This window comes from Achromobacter sp. E1, from assembly GCF_037039475.1.
Lineage (GTDB): Bacteria > Pseudomonadota > Gammaproteobacteria > Burkholderiales > Burkholderiaceae_B > Achromobacter > Achromobacter mucicolens.
The window spans coordinates 1954976-1974679 of record NZ_CP146253.1 but is presented as its reverse complement, the minus strand read 5'-3'; the positions used below and the strand labels follow the sequence as shown (position 1 = coordinate 1974679).

General features: G+C 66.1%; 17 protein-coding genes. 6 read left to right on the top strand and 11 right to left on the bottom strand.

The window, feature by feature from the left end; translation table 11 throughout:
- Position 1 precedes the first annotated feature (1 nt).
- On the bottom strand, positions 2–1384 hold the full coding sequence (locus V6V88_RS09005; RefSeq protein WP_062841904.1) for a GGDEF domain-containing phosphodiesterase: 1383 nt from the start codon (positions 1382–1384) through the stop codon (positions 2–4).
- Between the two features lie 534 nt (positions 1385–1918).
- Between V6V88_RS09005 and V6V88_RS09000 the strand changes: the two genes are divergently transcribed.
- Complete coding sequence (locus V6V88_RS09000; RefSeq protein ID WP_081101108.1) at positions 1919–3892, top strand: EAL domain-containing protein; 1974 nt, start codon at positions 1919–1921, stop codon at positions 3890–3892.
- Between the two features lie 62 nt (positions 3893–3954).
- The gene (locus tag V6V88_RS08995) at positions 3955–5418 is read left to right on the top strand and encodes a HAMP domain-containing sensor histidine kinase (protein ID WP_230965020.1); all 1464 of its coding nucleotides are present in this window, start codon (positions 3955–3957) and stop codon (positions 5416–5418) included.
- Positions 5419–5442: 24 nt separating this feature from the next.
- Here V6V88_RS08995 and V6V88_RS08990 read toward each other — a convergent pair whose 3' ends face one another.
- From V6V88_RS08990 to V6V88_RS08980, 3 genes are all read right to left on the bottom strand, one after another.
- On the bottom strand, positions 5443–6162 hold the full coding sequence (locus V6V88_RS08990; RefSeq protein WP_043518814.1) for a response regulator transcription factor: 720 nt from the start codon (positions 6160–6162) through the stop codon (positions 5443–5445).
- A 213-nt stretch (positions 6163–6375) separates the two neighbouring features.
- Positions 6376–7863 (bottom strand): protein adenylyltransferase SelO, encoded by a 1488-nt coding sequence (locus tag V6V88_RS08985; RefSeq protein ID WP_062841905.1) that lies wholly within the window; start codon positions 7861–7863, stop codon positions 6376–6378.
- Positions 7860–8231, bottom strand: coding sequence for a DUF2069 domain-containing protein (locus V6V88_RS08980; protein WP_056315766.1), 372 nt, complete (start codon positions 8229–8231; stop codon positions 7860–7862). Before V6V88_RS08980 ends, V6V88_RS08985 begins: the two co-directional genes overlap by 4 nt.
- A 17-nt stretch (positions 8232–8248) precedes the next feature.
- On the opposite strand from V6V88_RS08980, the gene V6V88_RS08975 reads away from it, so the two are divergent.
- Together V6V88_RS08975 and V6V88_RS08970 are read left to right on the top strand one after the other, a co-directional pair.
- Complete coding sequence (locus tag V6V88_RS08975) at positions 8249–9562, top strand: YihY family inner membrane protein (protein ID WP_062841906.1); 1314 nt, start codon at positions 8249–8251, stop codon at positions 9560–9562.
- Positions 9563–9599: 37 nt separating this feature from the next.
- A complete protein-coding gene (locus V6V88_RS08970; RefSeq protein WP_062841907.1) occupies positions 9600–10058 on the top strand; it encodes a CBS domain-containing protein in 459 nt (152 codons plus the stop codon).
- 34 nt (positions 10059–10092) lie between these two features.
- Here V6V88_RS08970 and dusA read toward each other — a convergent pair whose 3' ends face one another.
- Positions 10093–11073 (bottom strand): tRNA dihydrouridine(20/20a) synthase DusA, encoded by a 981-nt coding sequence (gene dusA, locus V6V88_RS08965; protein WP_263293064.1) that lies wholly within the window; start codon positions 11071–11073, stop codon positions 10093–10095.
- 218 nt (positions 11074–11291) lie between these two features.
- Between dusA and V6V88_RS08960 the strand changes: the two genes are divergently transcribed.
- Both V6V88_RS08960 and V6V88_RS08955 read left to right on the top strand, forming a co-directional pair.
- Positions 11292–12260 (top strand): homoserine kinase, encoded by a 969-nt coding sequence (locus V6V88_RS08960; protein WP_062841908.1) that lies wholly within the window; start codon positions 11292–11294, stop codon positions 12258–12260.
- 64 nt (positions 12261–12324) lie between these two features.
- The gene (locus V6V88_RS08955) at positions 12325–13128 is read left to right on the top strand and encodes a BPSS1780 family membrane protein (RefSeq protein ID WP_056315756.1); all 804 of its coding nucleotides are present in this window, start codon (positions 12325–12327) and stop codon (positions 13126–13128) included.
- A 236-nt stretch (positions 13129–13364) separates the two neighbouring features.
- On the opposite strand, the gene V6V88_RS08950 is transcribed toward V6V88_RS08955, so the two are convergent.
- The 6 genes from V6V88_RS08950 to V6V88_RS08925 are packed head-to-tail and all read right to left on the bottom strand — an operon-like array spanning position 13365 to position 19703.
- The gene (locus tag V6V88_RS08950; RefSeq protein ID WP_062841910.1) at positions 13365–14237 is read right to left on the bottom strand and encodes a type II secretion system F family protein; all 873 of its coding nucleotides are present in this window, start codon (positions 14235–14237) and stop codon (positions 13365–13367) included.
- Between the two features lie 11 nt (positions 14238–14248).
- Complete coding sequence (locus tag V6V88_RS08945) at positions 14249–15094, bottom strand: type II secretion system F family protein (protein WP_280002022.1); 846 nt, start codon at positions 15092–15094, stop codon at positions 14249–14251.
- Positions 15091–16806 carry an ATPase, T2SS/T4P/T4SS family gene (locus V6V88_RS08940; protein WP_280002024.1) on the bottom strand — a complete coding sequence of 572 codons (1716 nt, stop codon included), beginning with the start codon at positions 16804–16806 and terminating at the stop codon, positions 15091–15093. The genes V6V88_RS08945 and V6V88_RS08940 overlap by 4 nt, the downstream gene beginning before the upstream one ends.
- A complete protein-coding gene (locus V6V88_RS08935) occupies positions 16793–18172 on the bottom strand; it encodes a pilus assembly protein N-terminal domain-containing protein (RefSeq protein WP_280002025.1) in 1380 nt (459 codons plus the stop codon). Before V6V88_RS08935 ends, V6V88_RS08940 begins: the two co-directional genes overlap by 14 nt.
- Positions 18169–18972: a Flp pilus assembly protein CpaB gene (gene cpaB, locus V6V88_RS08930; protein WP_280002026.1), complete on the bottom strand. Its 804-nt coding sequence runs from the start codon at positions 18970–18972 to the stop codon at positions 18169–18171. The genes V6V88_RS08935 and cpaB overlap by 4 nt, the downstream gene beginning before the upstream one ends.
- The gene (locus V6V88_RS08925) at positions 18969–19703 is read right to left on the bottom strand and encodes a hypothetical protein (RefSeq protein WP_155721939.1); all 735 of its coding nucleotides are present in this window, start codon (positions 19701–19703) and stop codon (positions 18969–18971) included. The genes cpaB and V6V88_RS08925 overlap by 4 nt, the downstream gene beginning before the upstream one ends.
- Position 19704: the final 1 nt, after the last annotated feature.

The following is a 19704-nucleotide window of genomic DNA, read 5'->3' as shown; positions in this document are numbered from 1 at the left end:
ATTATGACACCGCCGCAGCCAAAGCCTGGATTTCGGCAGCCGGCGCAGGCCGTCCCAGCAGAAAACCCTGCATCACCCGGCATCCCAGCGACTTGAGGATTTCGCGCTGGCCTTCCGTCTCGACACCTTCGGCCACGACCGGAAGGTGCATCGCCTGGCACAAGCCGAACAGGGCGGAAACCACCTCGCGGCTGCCGGCGTCCGATTCCAGCGCGGAGATAAAGCTGCGGTCGATCTTGACCCAGTCGATGGGCAGATGGCGCAGATGATTCAGGCTGGAATAGCCGCAGCCGAAGTCATCCAGCGCCACCCCGATACCCTTGTCGCGCAGCGTGTTCAGAATCTTCACATGCCGCTCGTAGTGCAGGATGAAGATGGATTCGGTGATCTCCAGCACCAGCTTGCACGGCGCCAGGCGGGTGGCGGCCAGCACGTCCGACACCAGTTGAACCAGCCCGTCCTCGTTCATCTGCTTGACCGACAGGTTCACGTGCACGCGCCACGCGGCGGGCCATAGCGCCGCTTGCGTGCAGGCTCGCTCCAGGATCCAGGCGCCCAGCGGCACGATGAGGCCGCTGCGTTCGGCCAGCTCGATCGTCACGGCGGGCGACACGCTGCCCAGTACGGGGTGATGCCAGCGCAGCAGCGCTTCGCACCCCTGCACCATGCCGCTCGCGCTGTCGCAGACCGGCTGGTAGTAGAGCTCGAACTGCTCCATGGCCGGCGTCGTCAGGGCCAGCCGAAGGTCGTTTTCCAGGCCCTGCTGGTCCCGCTGGCGTGCCAGCAGCCGGAAGTCGAAGAGATTCCACCCCTGGCCGCCCTGATCCTTAAGCGGCACCATCGCGACCTGCACGCAGCGCTGCAATTCCTCGACGCTGCGGCCGTGGGCCGGGTACAGGGCGGCGCCGATGCGAAAGACGGCAATAAGGGGACGGGCGCCCAGTTCATAAGGCACGCTCAGGTCGGCCAGCAGTTTGGCAGACACCTGGGCAGCGCCCTCCTCGTCAACGCCGGGCACGCAGACGGTGAACGAGTCGGTCCCGGTGCGCGCGGCCATGCCCCCGAGCGCGCGGGCGACCAGGCCGATGCGATCGGCCACCTGCACCAGCAGCGCCTGATCTTCACCGGCCCGCAGCATGGCGCTGATCTGGGCATAGTGTTCGAAGCTGACGAGAAAAAAGGCGCCGCGCCGGGTCGTGCCCTGCGGCTGGCCCAGCCAGGCGCGCACGCGACGATGCAGCTCCTGCTGGCTAAGGAGGCCGGTCAGTTCATCCCGCGTCAGGCGTCGGCGCAGCGCGCGCTCCCGGCGGAAGAACAGCAGACTGATCGCTGCAAGTGCGCCCGCGAGCGTCAGGCACAGTGCGAGCAGGTAACTCTCACGCACGGAGCCCCCTATCCATAAGCCCCCGGCGTTGCGGCCCAACCACGGGCCCGGGGGCTGTAACATATTTTAAATTATGCATTGTTTTCGCAAAAAAACGCCACATTTCGGAGGCAACGCGCCCCTTTTATCCTGACTTTCCTTGGATCCTTGTTGCTCGCTTCGGTCATGGCTGGGCCCCTGGACGGCGATCGCTGGCCGGTCCTTTCGCCATGCCTCGGTCCATCTACGACACCGCAACCCGAAAAATTAATACGCAGTGTCTCAATAGTTCTCAACCGGTCCATTCTCACGAGCGAAATAATTACACACCTTGTCTGATATGACCGAGGATTTCGTAATATTCTGTGCGTTCTGTGACAACCCCTGTTTCCTGCATCCGCGTCGTTGACGGTCGTTTCGTAACGTGTGTCACGTTTGATATCCAGGTTTTTTTATCCCGCGCAGGCGCCCTTGCCGCCTGATGCCCGTTGAAGCCGCAGTGGACACCTGCCCGCGTCCGCTGCCGCGTATACCCAGACAGGGACTCGCAAGTACATGTCCACTTTACGCCGGCTGCTTTTCTGCTCTGCCCTTCTGATCGGCTTCATCCTGCTCGGCGCGCAAGCCCTGGGGATGCTGGCGGCGCATCGCTATCTGAATACCCAGCTTGCCCAGCAGAGCGAATCGGGCGCCAACGCGCTCGCCTGGGCGCTGTCGCACAGCACGGGCAGCCATCGAGAGCAGATCGAACTTGCCGATGAACTGTTTGGCCAAGGCCTGTATTCGCTGGTCAATATCACGAACGAAGGGAACGCGATCCGCGTGGAGCGCCGTGCCGGGCCAGCGGGCGGCACCGGCCATGAGTCCGACTGGCGCGCCGCGTGGCTGAACATGGAGGCGCCCGCGGTTTCGCGGCCCTTCGTCATTCCGGGCGGCAAGGCCAAGGGCGTTCTGACGGTGCAGGCCGATGCGCGGCTGGCGCGTGACACCCTGTGGCAAGGTGGCGTGCGGGTGCTGGGCCTGGTGCTGGCGGCCGCCGCATTCTGGGCGCTCTTCGCGACGAATCTTGTCCGCTGGATCGAAGCCCGCACATCCCGCGACATCTGCGAGCGCGTGCGCGCCCTGGCGCCGGGCGCGGACGCGCAGCTGACCGGTTCATGCGAAGTGCCGGGCGTGGACCAGGCGCTTGTCGATGCGCAACGCCGCGTCGCCGCCACGGTCGAAGAACAGAATGCCCGCATCGAATCGCTGCAAAGCGAGATCTACCGGGATCCCATCTCCCGCCTATCCAACCGCAAACATTTCGTCGACCAGTTCCGGCTGACGCTGGCCGACAAATCCGATGAGGCCGGCGGCCATCTGCTCATGTTCCGCCAACGCGACCTGGCGCAGATCAACCGCCACCTGTCGCGCGCCTTCACCGACCAGTGGCTGCGCTCCTCGTCGGATCGCCTGCGCAAGCTGGTGCAGGAATTCGGCGGCCCCGGGACGCTGATTGCGCGCATCAGCGGATCGGATTTCGCCTTGCTGCTGCCGCGCACCTCGGCGCCGCAAGCCAGCGTGCTGGCCGAGCGCGTGCGCCGCGAACTGCGGTCGCTGCGCGTGCCCATGGACAAGTTCGGCTGGTGCCGCTGGGCGTTGGCCATGGCCGCATTCGCGCCGGGCGACAACATGAGTGACATCCTGGCCCGCCTGGACCACGCGCTGATGTGCGCCGAAAGCGCCGATGACGACCAGATCACCCCGGCGAGCCAGGCCGCCGACAGCACCCGCATCGGCGAATATAGCTGGCACGACGCGTTGATCACGGCGCTAGAGCAGCACCGGTTCTCGCTGTCGGCCCAACCCTTGCACGACCTGTCCGGCGCGCTGCTCCAGCACGAGGCTAGCCTGACGCTGCATGACCTGTCCGGCACCGATCCCGTGCCGGCCTCGATCTTCATGCCGCCCGCCGTACGCCTGGGGCTGTCCGCCGAATGCGATATCCAGGCGATTCGCCTGGGCCTGGACTGGCTGTTCACGCATGAAGGCGCGCTGACCGTGCCGGTGTCGCTTGCCACGCTTGCTCAAGGATCGTTTTTCGGACGCCTGGAACGCATGCTGGCCGACCGGCCCACGCTGTCGAGCCGGTTGATCCTGGAAGTCGAAGCCGCGGGCCTCGTCGAACAAGGCGCCGACGTGCGCCAGCTCTGCGACATCGTCACGGGCGCCGGCGGGCGGGTCGGCGTATCGCGGCTGTCGCAGCAGTTCGGCGCCATGGAGCACCTGCACGAATTCCCGGTTTCGTACGTGACGCTGAGTGGAAGCTTCATCAGCGGCCTGCTCCATAGTCCCGGCAGCCAGCATCTGGCCGCCACCGTCGTCGCCACCGCGATGACGCTCGGCATGTCGGTCCATGCCGCCGACGTGCCGGACGCCGCCACGCAGCTCATCTTGGAGGAACTCGGCGTCCGCGCGATAAGCGGCGCTGTCGTAAACTCCGCCCACGCGCAAGACCTCGCGCACGATCATCAATGGGTTCCTAGTTGACGGAAGGATTGTTTCTTCGCACCCGCTGGCATTGTCGCCACCTGCGCCCCAGCCGTCCCGGCGTGTTCCGGACATCCGTCTGGCCGGGATTCGGCCTGCTGCTATGCGCCCTTTTCTGGCCTGCCCATGCGCTTGCCTACGGACTGAATGCCGGCTACGACGGCCTGCCCGCCGGCCTGACTGCGGGCGTCGCGATCGCCTGCGCGGTGACGTGCGGCGTGGCCTGGGCGCACACCCGCAACGCATTGTTCGCGGCGGGCATGATCTTCGCGCTGCTCGAAGGACTGTTCCGCTCCTTGCCCGAGCTGATGCCGCCCGGCGCGCTCCAGGCCGCGTCCTACGCCGCCTTGCTTGCCCTGACCGCGCCGCTGTTGCAGGGATCACGCCTGGCGGCCGGTTTGGGCGCCGCATGCCGGTGGATCAGCATCTTGCTGTCCGGGGTGGCCGCCCTGGCGCTGATCTTTGTGTACGAAACCGAATCCGGCGTGCTGCCCGCCTCCATCGCCGGCGTGTGCGCCGCGCTCAGCGTGCCGCTGGCGATTTGGTTTCTGGCCAGCGCGATCCGGCAGCGCGCCGGCCGCCCGGCCAGCCTGACGCTGGCGCTTGCCTATGCCGTATCGGCCTGGGTTCTGGGACACGACGCCTGGCACGCCGGCGGCGCGGACGCCGCGGACGCCGGCATGGAAGTGCTGAGGCTGATGCTGGTGTCGGGCGCGCTGCTCTGGGTTGCCCTGGACGCCTCCAATACCGCCGCGTCCGCCAGCAAGACAGGCGCCGGTTCGGACGCCGAACATCTGGCGCAAGGCGAACTGCGGCTGGCGGAACTGGCCGGCGCGCTGGACGCGCAGCGGCAGATGAACGCACTGATCTCGCACGAGCTGCGCGCGCCGCTCGCCACCATCAGCGCCGCCGCGCAATCCCTGGACATGATTCTGTCGGACAGCGGCGAAACCGTGGACACGCGGCTGGCGCGCATTCACCGCTCGGTCGGAAGGATGACCGAACTGATGGACCAGTTGTTGAACCAGGACCGCCTCGAGGAACACGCCTGGAGCCCCCGCGGCGAACAGACCGACATGGCCGATCTGGTGCGCGACGTGGTGAACGCCATGCGACCGGATACCGCGCACGCGCTGGTGCTTGAAGCGCAAGCGCCGCAACCGGTCTTTTGCGATCGGCCGCTCACCAGCGTGGTCGTACGCAACCTGATCCACAACGCCATCAAGTATTCGCCGGCCAACGAGCCGGTGCGGATCGAAACGGGGCACACGCGCATCGGCGAAACACCCATGACCTGGGCGGCCGTCGTGGACCGTGGTCCCGGCATCGGAGAAGAAGAACAGGCCCGCATCTTCGAGCCGCGCTTTCGGCGGTCAGCGCATCGCGAAACCCAAGGCATGGGGATCGGGCTGTATCTGGCCCGGCGCATCTGTCAAAGCCAGGGCGGATCGCTGACGATGCAGAGCAAGGTGGGCGTGGGCACGCGCTTTGTCATCACCCTGCCCTCAAACGGCCCGACGGCCTAGACGCCGCCCGGGCGGCGGCCTGGATCAGGCCGCGAACACGTAGCCCTGGCCGCGCACCGACAACACCGGCAGCTTCAGGCCCGCGCTTTGCGCCTTGGCGCGCAGACGGCTCACCAGCACGTCGATACGCCGCAACTCAAACCCGCCCGGGCTGTCCGGCAGGAAGAGTTCGGCCAGCGCCTGGCGGCTGACGGCGCTGCCCGCGGCGTCCATCAACGCCACCAGGAACGTCCGTTCCTGCGCGCTCAGGTGCAGCGAGGCGCCGTCCGGCGCCACCAGAATCCATCCGCCATCCTGCAACGACCAGTTCGTGTCCGCCGACGCGCGCGTTTCGGCATCGGCCGGACGCGGCGCCTTGGCCAGACGCATGCGGCGCGCCAGGCTGCGAATGACGGAGCTCAGTTCCAGGAGGTCCACCGGCTTGGTCATGTAGACGTCGGCGCCGCCTTCCAGGCCGCGGACGCGGTCCTCAAGGGCGCTGCGGCCCGTCAGCATGACGATGCCCACGGGGCTCAGGGCGCGCAGGCGGGTCGCGACGGAAAAACCGTCTTCGCCGGGAAGATGGGCGTCCAGGATGACGATGTCGCAGGGCTGCTCTTGCAGCCGGCGGTAGAACGCGACCGCATTGTCGCAAGCAAACGCCACGCGAAAGCCATAGCCGCCCAGGCCCAGCGCCAGTTCCTCGCGGAAATCGGCGTCGTCCTCAAGTAGACCAATACATAGCAAACCATCTGCACCAGGCATATTCAGAGTGCTTTACCTTGAAATTGTCGACGAAAACCCTGGAGCGCCCACGCAAGAAAAAATGCCCCCGAGCCGGCAATCTTACGACTTTTACAATAGAAACGAATGATTGCAGTGAAAAAAACGGCGATATTTCACCTTTTTACCCAGGCTTTTTCTTAATGCTGGGCTCCCAGCCAGAATAATGCCACCGACAATATCGCAAAATCGCCCTCAGGACGAACAGCTCACTTCGATTCCGCCAGCCCAATCCGGCGGCAAACCGGCGTAGCGTTCATAACCGTCCTGCGCCACATAGGGATTGCGCAGCAGTTTGATGAGGGTATCGATTTCGCTGGCATCGCCCGCCTTGGCCGCGCGAATTGCTTGTTCGGCCAAATGATTGCGCAGTACATACAGCGGATTGACGCCATTCATGGCGGCCGCCGTGTCCGCGGCCGACCTGCCCTGCCGGCCATGACGGGAAATCAGCCGGTCAAGCCAGGCGCCGGCAGCGGGCCGATCGATAAATAAATCCTCAAATCCGCTGCGCTGGCCTTGTATCGCATCGGCCAGGCGCCGCCACGTCAGCGTGAAATCAGCCTGGTTCGCGTCCATCAGTTTGAGCAGATCATCCAGCAGCGCCTCGTCGTCGGGCTGCCAAGCCGCCAATCCCATCTTGGCGCCCATTTTGTCGTGGAAGGCGCGCGTGAAAATGGCTTCGTATTCATCCAGCACGGCACGCAAGGCATCGGCGTCCTGCACCAGCATATGCAGGCTGCCGCCCAGCCGATACAGATTCCAAAGCGCCACGGAAGGTTGCCGGTTCCAGGAATAACGTCCTTCGGCATCCGAGTGGTTGCAGATATGCCCCAGCCGGAAACCGTCCATGAAACCAAACGGGCCGTAATCCAGCGTAAGTCCCAGGATGGACATATTGTCGGTATTCATGACGCCGTGGCAAAACCCGACGGCCTGCCAATCCGCCATCAGCAATGCCGTACGCCGAGTGACCTCCCGCAGCAGATTCACATATGGCGCCGTCTCGGATGCGGGCTCGCCCGCCCGCACGTCTCGGCACTCGGGGTAGTAGCGGTCAATCACATAATCGGCCAACGTCTTGAGCAGGTCGGGCTGACGCCGCGACGACCAGTGCTCGAACGAGCCGAACCGGACGAAGCTGGGCGACATCCGGGTCACGATGGCTGCCGTCTCGACGGTCTCGCGCATGACCGGATCATCGGACACGACCAATGCCAGGGCGCGCGTGGTCGGCACGCCCAGCCCGAACATGGCCTCGCTGGCCAGGTACTCGCGCACCGACGATCGCAGCACGGCGCGGCCGTCGCCCATCCGGGAATACGGCGTCATGCCGGAGCCCTTGAGCTGCAGTTCCCAGGCGCCCGCGGGCCCCTGGATTTCGCCCAGCAGATGAGCCCGTCCGTCGCCCAATTGCCCCGCCCACACGCCGAACTGGTGGCCGCTATAGACGGCAGCCAGCGTATCGCCGCCCGGTAAGGGCTGCGCGCCGGAAAAAACCTGCAGGAACTCGGGGGTGGTCAGCACCGACGGATCCAGGCCAATCAGGGCGGCGGCTTGCGAATTGGCGTGCAGCAGGCGGGGATTGTTCAGCCCCCGCGGCGCCAGCCGGGTGTAGAAGGTCTCGGGCAGGGCCGCAAACGAGTTGACGGCTTGCAATTCGGACAGGGACAGGGCGGTCATGCGCGTTGCCTCCGGGCGGCGCGCTTGGCGGGCCGCACATAGAAAATGGCGCTGAGGAAAAACGTGGTGGACAGGATGATTTCGCCCCACGCCATCAGGACGGACAGCGGCGCCGGATCCGACATGGCGCGCACCACGCCTTCCATCAGATACAGCAGCGACAGCATGGCCGCCCACTGGTAGGTGTAGAGATTGCCGCGCACGATGCCGCGCAGCGGGAACGCCAGCGGCAAGGCTTTGAGCAGCATCCAGGAACCGCCCGGCCGCACAGGCGCCACCACGGTTTCCCAGGCGACGCACAGCACGATCAGGGCAAACAATGAAACCGAGGCCACGAGGCGCAGGCGGGGGTTGAGTTCGGGATTCATGCTGCTATTATCGCCTGATGAATCGCCCCGCCGAGCCCGCCGCCGCTACGCCGGCGGTCAAAGAACGACCAACCTCGCGCATTTCCCGGGTCGCGAGGACCGGACGCGTATTTCGTTTCGTCGTCCAGCGCGCCAACGAAGAAAAGCTGCTGCAGGTCGCCTCCAGCCTGACCTTCACCACCGTCCTCGCCATCGTTCCCATGCTCGCGGTGGTGCTGTCGCTGTTCACGGCGTTTCCCGTGTTCCAGGAATTCCGGGTCGCCCTCGAGGACTTCCTCACCACCAGCCTGATGCCGCCGTCCGTCTCGGACAACATCATGGACTACCTGAACCAGTTCGCGCACCAGGCCTCGCGCCTGACCGCCATTGGCGGGGCATTCCTGCTGGTCACGTCCCTGCTGCTCATCATGACGATCGACCAGGCGTTCAATGACATCTGGCGCGTCTCGCGCCAGCGCCCCCTGCCGCAACGGGCGCTGGTGTACTGGGCCATCATCACGCTGGGCCCCGTGCTGGCCGGCGCCAGCCTGTGGGCCACCTCGTTCGTCGCGCGCGAATCGCTGGGGCTAATCAAGGACGTGCCCGAAGTCATCAGCGTGGCCGTCTCGTTCATCCCCCTGGTGCTCACCGGCCTGGGCTTTGCGGCGCTCTTCGTCGTCGTGCCCAACCGCGAGGTGCTGTGGCGCGATGCGCTGATCGGAGGCTGCGTCACGGCCATCGTGCTGGAAATCATGAAGTCCGCGTTCGCCTTCTACCTGACGCGGTTTCCCACATACACGGTCATCTACGGCGCCTTCGCCACCCTCCCGATCTTCCTGCTGTGGATTTACCTGTCCTGGCTGGCCGTCTTGCTGGGCGCAACGCTTGCCTCCAGCGCGCCGCTCATCCGGCTGGGCCGCTGGCACATCAATCGCTACCCGGGCGCTTCGTTCGTCGACGCGCTGGACGCCCTGCGCGCGCTGCGCCAAGCGCAGCTTTCCACGCCGGGCGGGGTGTCCGCCAGCTTGCTGGCCTCGGAATTGCGGCTGCACCAGGACGAGCTCAACGAAGTCCTGGAAACGCTGAGCGCGATGGGACTGGCCACCCGCAGCCCGGAAGACAACTGGATGCTGACGTGCGATGCGCGCGAGACCTCGCTGGCGCCGGTCGTGGATCGCTTCCTGCTGGACCGCAGCCAGCCGCGCGTGCGCAACGATCCCGACATCCTGCGCATCGCATCGTCCGTAAATTCGCCGCAAACCACGCCAACGCTGGAAGAACTCTGCGGAGAAGCGCAAAATACCGGAAATGGCGTCGCACCAGTGCTGCAACTGGAAGCGAACAAGAAATAGCAAAGCATAGGGCGCAGTCCGCCCCCAGGAGATACCGATGTTGAAGGTCAGTGAGATTTTGCGCGTCAAGGGCGATACGCTCTACACGGCGTCGCCGGACATGCCCGTGGCCCAGGCCGTGCAAACCATGAGCGAGCAGGATATCGGCTCCCTGGTCATCATGGAATTCGGCACGTTGACCGGCATGCTCACGTTCCGCGAAATCATTCGCCACATGCACGAGCATGGCGGCGCCGGCGATACCACCATCAGATCCATCATGGACGACGCGCCGGTCAGCGTTTCGCCCAACACCAGCGCCGACGAAGTCCAGCGCCTGATGCTGGAAAAACACGCCCGCTATATCCCCGTCATGGACGGCCCCACCCTGATGGGCGTCATTTCGTTCTACGACATGGCGCAGGCCATCGTCGCGGCCCAGCAGTTTGAAAACAACATGCTGAAGGCCTACATCCGCGATTGGCCCGCCGAAAGCGCGGAACCGGCCCAATCCTGAGCCCGCCGGCGCCGTTGCGGCGCCGGCTGCGGATCTACATCCCGGCGGGCGCGGCCTCGCGAGTGGCATCGCGCGAGCCCGGCGCATGACGCTGGCTGCGCCACGCGTCATAAATCAGTTCCGGATTATTCGCGGCCAGCAGGGCCGGATCCGACAGCATCCGCCGCCAGCGCCTTGCGCCCGACTGCCCGTTCACCAGCCCCAGCATCGGACGCGTCATCACGCGCAGTGGCACGCCCTTGGCCACCTGCCGCGCGGCGTATTCCGTCATGGCGTCCACCACCTGCGCATCGCTGGGCAACCGCACCGACGGCCACAGCTGCATGGAAACCTCGGACAACACGCGCGGCGTATGCCAGGCGGCGCGGCCCAGCATCACGCCGTCAAAGGTTTCGGCCGCCTGCACCGACTGCCCGGCATCGGCCAGTCCGCCATTGAGCACGAACGTGCAATCCGGAAAATCACGCTTCAATTGCGCGACCACGTCGTAGCGCAGCGGCGGAATCTCGCGATTGTCCTTGGGCGACAAGCCCTTGAGCACCGCGTTGCGCGCATGCGCAATGAACACGCGGCAACCCGTGTCGTAGACCTTGCCGACAAAGTCGCGCACGAACTCGTAGGATTCGTCGTAGTCCAGCCCGAGGCGGTGCTTGACCGTGACTGGAATATCCACGGCGTCCTGCATGGCCTTCATGCAGTCGGCCACCAGCGCCGGCTCGGCCATCAGGCAGGCGCCAAACGCACCCTTCTGCACCCGCTCGGACGGGCAGCCGCAATTCAGGTTGATTTCGTCATACCCCCACTGCTTGCCAAGCTTGGCCGCATGCGCCAACGCATCGGGCTCGCTGCCGCCAAGCTGCAAGGCGACCGGATGCTCGGCTTCGTCAAAGTCCAGGTGGCGGGCCACATTGCCATGCAGCAGCGCACCGGTCGTGATCATTTCGGTGTACAGGCGGGCACGGGGCGCCAGCAGCCGGTGAAAGTACCGGCAATGGCGGTCGGTGACGTCGATCATCGGGGCGACGCAGAGCCGCCAGTCGGGGGAGTCCAAGAATCACTCTACAAAACAAGGGGATGCGGTATTTTACGGTGCTTGGCGACATTGTGCCCGCCGGGCCCGGGCACCCGTGGCCGAACCGCTGCCGAAGCCCGCCCGCCATGTGGTCTAAAATTGCGGCGCCGCAACCCTGCACGCCTGTGCGCGCGTCCGTTCAACCCTCATACCGAAGATCCATGGCCGTATTCACCCCCGTATCCGATGACGACGCGCGCGCCCTGCTGGCGCATTTCGATCTGGGCGAGTTTGTCTCGCTTCGAGGCATTACGGCGGGTATCGAGAACACCAATTATTTCCTGCACACGACGCGTGGCGAATATGTCCTGACGCTGTTCGAGGTGTTGACGCACGCCCAACTGCCCTTCTACATCGAATTGATGTATCACCTGGCGGAACGCGGCATCCCGGTGCCGCAGCCGCAGACCCTGCGCGACGGCACCCGGCTGACCACCCTGCACGGCAAGCCTTGCGCCATCGTGTCGCGCCTGCCGGGCGGCTACGAACCCGCCCCGGGTCCCGCCCACTGCGCGCTCGCCGGCGCCACGCTGGCCCGCGCCCACGTCGCGGCACGGGACTTCCCGATCCACCAGCCCAATCTGCGCGGGCTTTCCTGGTGGCTGGAAACGGCACCCAAGGTCATGCCCTTTCTCAGCCCGGCCCAGGCCGAGCTGCTGACCTCGGAACTGGCCGCGCAGCAGGCCGCCGTCAAGACGCCCGCCTGGCAGACCCTGCAAAGCGGACCGGCCCACTGCGACCTGTTCCGCGACAACGTCCTGTTTGCAGGCACGTTCGAGAATCCGCTCATGGGCGGCATCATCGACTTCTACTTCGCGGGCTGCGACACCTGGCTGTTCGACGTGGCAGTCAGCGTCAACGACTGGTGCATCGAGCGCGACACCGGCGAATTCATCCCGGAGCTGGTGCAGGCCTGGCTGGCCGCCTACGCCTCGGTTCGCCCCTTCACCGACGCCGAGCGCGAAGTCTGGCCCCAGATGCTCAGGGCGGCAGCCTTGCGCTTCTGGCTGTCCAGGCTGTATGACTTCTTCCTGCCCCGCCCCGCGCAGACGCTCAAGCCGCACGACCCGCGCCACTTCGAAAGAGTGTTGCAAGCGCGCCACCGCTCGGAACTGCCCGTCTTGCCGTAATCGCTACGCCCCCCATAATGGGAATAGCGCCCCCTTTTTGAAAGATCTCCCCCTTCAGAGAGCCATGCAAGCAGCATTTCTACCCGCGACGTCCGGCTGGCTTTGGGTCCGCGACGGATTCCGCCTGTTCCGCAAGCAGCCCCTGGCCATGTTCACCTGGGCCATGGCCATCAGCCTGCTCGTCGTCTTTGCGTCGGCCACGCCGCCGGTCGGCCCGATGCTCGTCGTGGCCCTGATGCCCATCATCACGCTGATGACATTGTCCGCGTGCAAACATGTCGAGGCCGATCGCATCATGCTGCCCTCCATGTGGGGCAAGCCGCTGAAGCAGCCGGGCGTATTCCGCAAGCTCTTCCTGATGGGCGTGCTGTATGCCGGCCTTTGCCTGGTGATGGGCCTGGTCATCTTCCTGCCCTTCTCCGACGCCATGATGGAAGGCATGCGCATCGCCTCCGTCGAAAAAAGCATGGAACCGATCCTGTCAGCCATGGCCGTGCCGCTGATGCTGTTTGCGATCTGCTACGTGGTGATCGCGGCGCTGTTCTGGCATGCACCCGTGCTGGTCGCCTGGCACGGCCTGCGCCTGACCCAGGCCCTGTTCTTCTCCGGCATTGCCTGCTGGCGCAACAAGCTGCCGTTCCTGGTCTACGGGGTCTGCTGGATCATGGTCTTTCTGTTCATCGACCTGTGCGCCGGGCTGCTGGTCGCCGTCGGCTTGTCGCCGCAGATGGCCGGCACGCTGCAGATTCCGTTCAACATTGCCGCCGGTGGCGTGCTTTACTGCAGCTTCTATCCGGCCTACACCTCCGTGTTCGGCATCAATAGTTCCAGCACGCATCTCGACAACGGCAACGGCGCGCAGGCATAACGCCACCCGCCACGGCGCAAGCGCCCGGCGCAATCGCACAACCCGGCCGTCCCGGCCGATGAACGCCACGTCGATGGCATAACGCATGCCGAAGGTATGCACCGCGGCACAGGGAATCAGCATCACCCCTGTGCGCGGCCCGGGCGGGGCCCGCCCCAGCAACCCGCGCATCCGACCCCACCACCGCTTTACCATCAACAGCCGCAGGCGCCCTTGGCGCAATAGCGCGGCGCGGCTCATTGCACGCTCTGCAGCAACTGCATCGCGATCGGAAACGCCAGCACGATGAAAGTGCAAGGGAAGATGCAACCGATCAACGGCAGCAGCATCTTCACCGGCGCCTGCATCGCCAGTTGCTCGGCCCGCGTGTGGCGGTCGCTGCGGCACTGCGCCGCCTGCGCGCGCAAGACCGGCCCCAAGCTCGCTCCCAGTGCCTCGGCCTGCGCCAGGGCCGCCGCCCAATTGCGCGCCAACGGGCTGTTGCTGCGCTCGGCCAAGGTCTTGATCGCGGCGGTTCGGGAAACGCCGGCGCGCATCTCGGCCAGCGCATCCGCCAGCGCGTCGCGCAGCACGCCAGGCGGCCCGCTCTGCGCCGCCAAATGCAGCGCGCCCTGCACGCTCAGTCCGGCCTCGACGCACAACGTCATCATGTCGAACACGAAGGGCAAGTCCCGTTCGATGGCGCGGCGCCGCTGCGTGCCCAGGCCTTTCAACCACGCCGCCGGCGCCACCCCGGCGGCCAGCGCCGCCGCAGCCGTCCAGAGCACCCACGACGCAGAGCCGGGTGCAGCAAGCACCACCGCCACGGCGCCGGCCACGCCACCGGCAGCGGCGGCCGCGCTACCGCACAACGCCGCGATGTGCGCATACCCGACTCCTGGCGGCAAGGCCGCCCGCGCTATTGCCCGGTTCAGCCGCAGCCGCCAGCGCCAGGCGCAAAGGGGACCCGCCAACGGCGCCACCGCCACGATCCACGGCCATGCGGCGCGCCACCACCACGGCATCGCACGCTCGGCGTTCTGTTCCTGCCGCAGCAACGGACACAACAACACCCACGCAAGCCAGGCCGTTCCCGCCGCCGTCGCCGCCATGCCCACATAAAGCCACATGCCGCCCCCTTTCAGATATCGATCCGCATGATCCGCCGGATCAGCAGCACGCCCGCCGTCTCCAGCACCGCCACGATGGCCAGGACACCCCATCCCGTCGGCGTATGCCACAACAGACTCATGATGTCGGGCTCCAGCCGGTCCAGCACCGCCAGCAGCAGCAAGGGCAGCGCGCCCACGATCCAGGCTTGCAGCCGCCCCTGCGAGGTCAGCGCAAGCAGCTTCGCTTGCAACTGCAGGCGAGCCCGCAGTGTCTGCGCGATGCTTTCAAGGGCCTCGGCCAGGTTGCCGCCGGTTGTTGCCGCGATGCGCATGGCAGCCACCACCAGCGAGGTCGAATCGGCCGGCATCCTGGCCTGCAGGTTGCCAAGCGCAACCTCCCATGGCACGCCAAGACGCTGTTCGCGCAGCATCAGGCCGAACTCCTGCGCCAGCGGCGCGCTGCTCTGTTCCACCACGTGGCGCAGGCCAGTCGTCATGGCCACGCCAGCCCGCAGCGCGGACGCCAGCATCAACAGCGCCATCGGTAATTGCGTTTCAAAGCGCCGCGCACGCCGCCGCCGCAGTCCGTCAACGACCGACCTTGGCAGGCGCGAGGCCGCCAGCGCGAACATGGCCGCGAGCAACGCGCTTCCGGTGGCCGAGAACGCGGCCGCCGCAGCGGCAACCCCGCAGATGATGGCGCCCGCCCACAGTTGGCGCGGGTCGATGAAGAGGAACACCTCGCTCAACCGCACGCCCGCATCCTGCGTGTAGACCTCGCGGTATCGCCGCAGCGCGGGCGCAAACCAGTTCTGTGCGCGCCACGCCAGCAACCCCGCGCACAGCATCGCGGCCGCCGCCGCAAGCCAGATCATGGCAAGCCCTGCGCAAAGGACGCAACGCCCGGCGCCTGGCCCGCCAAATCCGAAAACCAGGTGGCGTCCAGGCTCACGCCCTTATCGGCCCAATCGCGCGCAAAGCCGGGCAGCGCGCCGCATCCCCGAAATCCGTGGCTGCGGTCAAACCCAAACAAGTCCTGCAATTGGATGCGGCCGCTTTCCATGCCCGCCACTTCGACGATCGACGTGACCACGCGGCGGCCGTCCGCCAGTCGTGCCTGCTGCACGACCACGTCCACGCTGGCGGCAATGCGCTCGCGGACCGCGGACAGCGGCAGGTCAAGCCCTGCCATGAGAATCATGGACTCCAGCCGGGCCAACGCATCGCGCGGAGAGTTGGCATGCAGCGTCGTCAGGGACCCTTCGTGGCCCGTGTTCATGGCCGTCAGCATGTCGAACGCCTCGGCGCCCCGGCATTCGCCGACGACGATGCGGTCAGGCCGCATGCGCAGCGCGTTGCGCACCAGTTCGCGGATGTCGATTCGGCCTCTTCCTTCCTGGTTGGCCGGCCGGGCCTCCAGCGCAACGAGATGCGCATGGTTGAGCCGTAATTCCGCAGCGTCTTCGATCGTGACCACGCGCTCGCCGTCCGGAATCTCGTTCGACAGGATGTTCAGCAGCGTGGTCTTGCCCGCCCCCGTCCCCCCGGAAACGACCAGGTTCTTGCGCATCCGTACGCACAAAGCCAGAAACTGCGACATCGCGTCGCTCAGCGCGCCCAGCGCAATCAGATCGGGCATCTGCGGGCGACGCTGCGGAAACTTGCGTATGGTCAGGCTGGCACCCTTCATTGCCACCGGCGGAATGATGGCGTGGACCCGCGAGCCATCGGGCAGCCGAGCGTCCACCATCGGCGAGCTTTCGTCGATGCGGCGCCCCAAGGGCGTGACGATGCGTTCGATTACCCAGCGCACCGACTGTTCGCTGGTGAATGCGGCCTGCTCCCGCCACAAGCGCCCGGCTCGCTCGACATAGATTTCGTCGTAGCGGTTGACCATGATTTCCGTGATGTCGGGGGCCGCAAGCAAGGGTTCCAACGGCCCGAGCCCAACCGCTTCGTCGAGCACCTCGCGGCACAGCGCCGCCTTGTCCGCATGGGGCGCAAGTTCGGCGTCCGTGGCAACGATCTGGACCAGAAGGCGCTCGGCTTCGGCACGAAGCATCCCGTCGCTCATCCCCGCCACGTCGCGCCGTCTCAGGTCCAGCGCGCTCAGCAGGGCCGCGTGGAGACGTCGACGGTCGTGCAGCCGATGTGGGGCGCAGGGCGGAACAACTGGCGGCGCAACGCCCCGGTCATCGCCCATCGACCGGATTTCCGGTTGAACCGGGTCTGATGACACCGCATCCGCACCGTCAAGAGGCGAGGCGGCCACGGCTTTCCGCATCGACACGCGCAGCCTGCAAGGCCCGATCAGGATCTCGTCTTGAGGCTGTACCGGCGCATGCCGCACGATCCGCACCCCATTCACCATCGTGCCTGCCAACGTGCCCAGGTCTTCCAGGACGATTTGATCCGCTTCGCACAGAAGCCGCGCGTGCTGACGCCCGACTCTCCAGGTGGGAATCCGCAATCCGCACTGAACGCCCCTTCCGATCAGCACCGGCGCGCGCAGCGTGAGCTGTTGCTGCGCGGCGTCCTCGAAGGTCAGTTCAATGGTCAGTTCAATGGTCAGTTCAACGTTGAGCATCGCGCCCCTCCGGAAAAGGTGAATCGGCCTCGGCAGATGTCTGTCCCCACTGGGACCCCGCGCCCGAGTAGGGATCCCAACCGATCGCGTCCGACGGAACCGCCGTCCCAAGGCGGGGAGGATCGGGAAACGCCGCCTGCAGCGTCTCTCGCCCGCGGCGTATGCGATCGGCCATGGCGGGCTCTGCTTGCGACACGATCTTGGGCGTCACGAAGATCGCCAGTTCGGTCTCGCGGCGTTGATAGCGGGTTGAGGAAAACAACGCGCCCAGGATCGGAATGTTGCGCAACCCCGGCAGACCGCTGACATCGGTGCCCTGCTCACGCGAAAGAAACCCGCCGATGACGAGCGTGTTGCCCGACCGCACGTTGAACTCGGTGGACGCGCGGCGCGTGCGCAGCGCCGGGCCGCCGGGAAGGCTTAGCGACGTATCGACCGAACTGGCCTCCACCTCGATCAAGGACCGGATGACCCCATTGCGATCGATCCGAGGCGTGATGTTCAGCGACACGCCATAGGGCTTGAACAGCGTGGTGGGATTGCCCCGTGCATCCGTGGAGGCATAGGGCACTTCCCCGCCGGCGAGAAACGTCGCACTGGCGCCGCTGCGCGCCAGCAGCTGCGGTTGCGCAAGCATTACGGCTTCACCCGTTTGCGCCAGCGCGGCAATGCGCGCCGAAAGCAGCGCATTGACGCCGAAGTAGCCCGCGGCCGACGCGACCGGCGCGGCCGTCTCGATGATCTGCTCGCCAGGGCGTGTCATGCGGCTGCGCGATCCCCCATCCCAAGCAAGGCCCGCATTAAGGCCACCCTGCGTCATGCCATCCCAGCGCACGCCGAACTCCTGCAGCCGCGATGTGGGAATCTCGACCACCTGCACGTCCAGCAGCACCATGCGGTCCCATCCGACCTGACCCGTGAAATCCACGACGTCCGGATACCGGTCCACCAGCGCCGCAATGCGCGCGCGATCATCGTCGGACAGGTCATCGCCTTCGATGACGATGCGGCCGCCCACGTTCGAGCTGCGCGCCCCCGGGATCCGGGAGAGCAGAATCTGGACCTCCTCGCGCAGTTGTGGCGTGCCGGCAGGGACCACACGCAATTCGTAGGCTGCCACGCGATCGCGTCCTGCCCACACATGCACGGACGACACGCCTTCGGCTCGCGCAAACACCACGACCTCGCGCCCTTCCGCCGCCACGGCGCTGGCTACCTGACTATTGCCGATGGCGACTCGCCGCACGCCGGGGTGCGGCAACACGCGTGTTTCGCCGACTTGCAGTTCCAGCGTCTGCGTGTTCGACCATGCAGGCAGGCTGCACAGGCACAGCACGATGGCGAGCAAGCGTTGAATTCGGTTCATGGCCGCTCCGCGTCAAAGCCTGCCTGTGCATCCAGGCGATCACCGTAAACGATGGCGACACCGGGCACGGGCTTGGGTTCGGCGTCCAGTCCCATGAGGGAAGCCAGATCGCTTCGTGCAACGGGGTTTACGGACGCGGCGTCGTCGCGATGACGCAGCATTGCGGTCAGCACCCCAGCCTGCCGCGCGGCAATGAACCGCATGGCTTGGTCAGGCGTCGCGGCCAGGGTGATGTTGCCCGCGCCGTCGTCGCTCATGGCGGTCAGGACTCGCATGCCCTGCAGCACCGGGACGGTGAGTTCGCGTTGGCGATGATTGAACGTCACGTAGATATCGATGGCATCGCCGCCTTTGAGCATGTCTGCAAGCCCGCCAAGGTCCGCCGCGTTGACCGTGAACGCGCGCTGCCCCGCTTCAAGCCGCGCGGCCAGCGAAGGCTGCGGCGGGTCGTAAGTCATGAAGCTTCTCAGCAAGGGGTCTCCATGCGCCAGATCGGCAAGTAGCGTTGCGCCCAGCACGCTGCCCAGTTCCATCGGGTCGACGCTGGCGCCAGGCGCCCAGGGCTGAGGGATCTTGCGCACGGCCAGATGCACCTCTTCGAGCAATGTGCCGGCCGGCAGGTCATAGGCCGCCACAAGACGGCTGACCAGCGGCGTCTGCGCCTCGGCTTCCAGCGCCTGCACGCGCTGCTGGACGTGCTCGCGCACGGCCCATGCGGCGACCAGGCCCGCCAGCACCGCCAATCCATACACGCCGGTACGGCGCAACCGCTCGGCGCCGCGAATGATCCAGGGCTTCATGGCGCCCACCCAAGGGCTCGCAGCCCGCTGCCGCCTTCCACAGGCACCAGCCAGAGCTTCATCCGCTCCCGTTCACGCGCCCACCATTGGCCAGCGCCTGCGGAGGGCGCGCCTCGCCCCGCGGTGGCCGCTGACGCCGCCATCGCGGCCCCCTCACTATCCGGGTCGCCCTGCGGCCGCCATCCTGTACGCCGCAACGCGGCATCAAGCAGTTCAGCCAGCTTGTTAGGCGGCAATGTGTACTGCCAGATCCGGTCGGAAACCTTGACGCCGGATTCCATCACGGCAACGTCCGACCTGACGCGCCCGCCGTTGGGCAGCCACCTCGGCAGATGCGCGGAGGGAGCCGCACGCACAGAAATTGCCGAGAGGCTGCCGACGGTACGATCCGCGCCCGCGTTTTCCAATTGGGCCACCCAACGCTCATCGCCGACGCGGCCGGACAGGATGAGTTGCCCCGGCAGCACGTGCAGATCCGCCAACGCAGGTTGCTGCGCGGCCAGCGTTCTGGCCACGGCCGATGGGCGCTGGGGCGCATCGAACACCCACACTTGCGCGGGCATGCCGTGCAGCCACAACCGATCAGCCATGCGTTCTCGCAAGGCGCCTTCGGGAAGCCGCAGGCGCTCCAGGCTGGACACGCCGCCTGATGCGCCCGCGCGTTCGGGCAACAGCATCAACACACCGCACAGCCCGATGCCGACTGCAAGCAAGGCAGGACGGATTCGCATG